This window comes from Enterococcus sp. DIV1314a, assembly GCF_051713805.1.
Classification (GTDB): Bacteria; Bacillota; Bacilli; order Lactobacillales; family Enterococcaceae; genus Enterococcus_I; species Enterococcus_I aquimarinus.
Genome location: NZ_JBIOQP010000001.1, coordinates 1,292,501 through 1,295,000, shown reverse-complemented (window position 1 = coordinate 1,295,000; position 2,500 = coordinate 1,292,501). Strand labels below are relative to the sequence as shown.

The window sequence follows — 2,500 nt, the reverse complement described above, 5'->3', positions numbered from 1 at the left end:
TAACGAGAGTTCTCTCGCACACCTTAGGATACTCTCCTCGACTACCTGTGTCGGTTTACGGTACGGGCCGTTGTTTTCTAACTAGAAGCTTTTCTCGGCAGTGTGACATCAGAAACTTCGGTACTTAAATTTCCCTCCCCATCACAACTTGTCCTTAATGAATGAAAGCATTTGACTCTCACTCGGACTTATTGCTTGGACAGACATTTCCAATCGTCTGCATTTCTTAGCCTACTGCGTCCCTCCATCGCTCAAACAAAAACAACGGGTACAGGAATATCAACCTGTTGTCCATCGCCTACGCCTATCGGCCTCGGCTTAGGTCCCGACTAACCCTGGGCGGACGAGCCTTCCCCAGGAAACCTTAGTCATACGGTGGACAGGATTCTCACCTGTCTTTCGCTACTCATACCGGCATTCTCACTTCTAAGCGCTCCAGCAGTCCTCACGGTCTACCTTCGACGCCCTTAGAACGCTCTCCTACCAGTGTACATAAGTACACTCCACAGCTTCGGTAATATGTTTAGCCCCGGTAAATTTTCGGCGCAGGGTCACTCGACTAGTGAGCTATTACGCACTCTTTAAATGATGGCTGCTTCTGAGCCAACATCCTAGTTGTCTGTGCAACCCCACATCCTTTTCCACTTAACATATATTTTGGGACCTTAGCTGGTGGTCTGGGCTGTTTCCCTTTCGACTATGGATCTTATCACTCACAGTCTGACTGCCAGATATAAATGTATGGCATTCGGAGTTTATCTGAATTCGGTAACCCTAGACGGGCCCCTAGTCCAAACAGTGCTCTACCTCCATCATTCTTAAAATCTGACGCTAGCCCTAAAGCTATTTCGGAGAGAACCAGCTATCTCCAAGTTCGTTTGGAATTTCTCCGCTACCCACACCTCATCCCCGCATTTTTCAACATACGTGGGTTCGGTCCTCCAGTGCGTTTTACCGCACCTTCAACCTGGACATGGGTAGATCACTTGGTTTCGGGTCTACGACCACCTACTCATTCGCCCTATTCAGACTCGCTTTCGCTACGGCTCCGTCTCTTCGACTTAACCTCGCAGATAATCGTAACTCGCCGGTTCATTCTACAAAAGGCACGCTATCACCCATTAACGGGCTCTAACTTGTTGTAGGCACATGGTTTCAGGATCTATTTCACTCCCCTTCCGGGGTGCTTTTCACCTTTCCCTCACGGTACTGGTTCACTATCGGTCACTAGAGAGTATTTAGCCTTGGGAGATGGTCCTCCCGGATTCCGACGGAATTCCTCGTGTTCCGCCGTACTCAGGATCCTCCTAGGTGCTTTCCAAATTTCGTCTACGGGGTTTTTACCCTCTTTGACGGACTTTTCCAAATCCTTCGACTATCTGAAAAAACTACCATATCGGAGTCCTACAACCCCAACAAGCAAGCTTGTTGGTTTGGGCTGTTCCCGTTTCGCTCGCCGCTACTAAGGGAATCGAATTTTCTTTCTCTTCCTGCAGGTACTTAGATGTTTCAGTTCTCTGCGTCTACCTCTAATCAGCTATGTATTCACTGAAAAGTAACATCCTATAAAAGATGTTGGGTTTCCCCATTCGGAAATCTCTGGATCAAAGCTTACGTACAGCTCCCCAAAGCATATCGGTGTTCGTCCCGTCCTTCATCGGCTTCTAGTGCCAAGGCATCCACCATGCGCCCTTATTCACTTAACCTTCTCAACCTTACGGTTGGGTTTTTGACGTTGTTTCTAGCGATAGAAACGCAATCAAAGATAAAATAAATAAAGTAATTGGAATCATGTAACAATCATCCAACACAATGTTCTTGGTTTGTTATATTTCTTTTCTTCAATATCCAGTTTTCAATGAGCAAAATACAATTAAATTGAGAGTAAACCTCTCAAAACTGAACAAAGAGCAAACGATGTGTAGTTTCCGTGATGTTTGATTGGCAAATGATGAAACATCATTGCGTCAAACAAATTCCTTAGAAAGGAGGTGATCCAGCCGCACCTTCCGATACGGCTACCTTGTTACGACTTCACCCCAATCATCTATCCCACCTTAGGCGACTGGCTCCAAAAAGGTTACCTCATCGACTTCGGGTGTTACAAACTTTCGTGGTGTGACGGGCGGTGTGTACAAGGCCCGGGAACGTATTCACCGCGGCATGCTGATCCGCGATTACTAGCGATTCCGGCTTCATGTAGGCGAGTTGCAGCCTACAATCCGAACTGAGAGAGGTTTTAAGAGATTAGCTCAGCCTCGCGGCTTGGCGACTCGTTGTACCTCCCATTGTAGCACGTGTGTAGCCCAGGTCATAAGGGGCATGATGATTTGACGTCATCCCCACCTTCCTCCGGTTTGTCACCGGCAGTCTCGCTAGAGTGCCCAACTAAATGATGGCAACTAACAATAAGGGTTGCGCTCGTTGCGGGACTTAACCCAACATCTCACGACACGAGCTGACGACAACCATGCACCACCTGTCACTTTGTCCCCGAAGG

2 rRNA genes (both cut by a window edge) are annotated in these 2,500 nt (G+C 47.7%); both read right to left on the bottom strand.

Annotated features, from left to right (window positions below):
* Positions 1–1,706, bottom strand: a 23S ribosomal RNA gene (locus IGI68_RS06165) (it extends 1,209 nt beyond the left edge of the window).
* A gap of 278 nt (positions 1,707–1,984) precedes the next feature.
* Positions 1,985–2,500 (bottom strand): 16S ribosomal RNA (locus IGI68_RS06160) (it continues 1,042 nt past the right edge of the window).
* The 16S and 23S rRNA genes sit together here, the layout of an rRNA operon.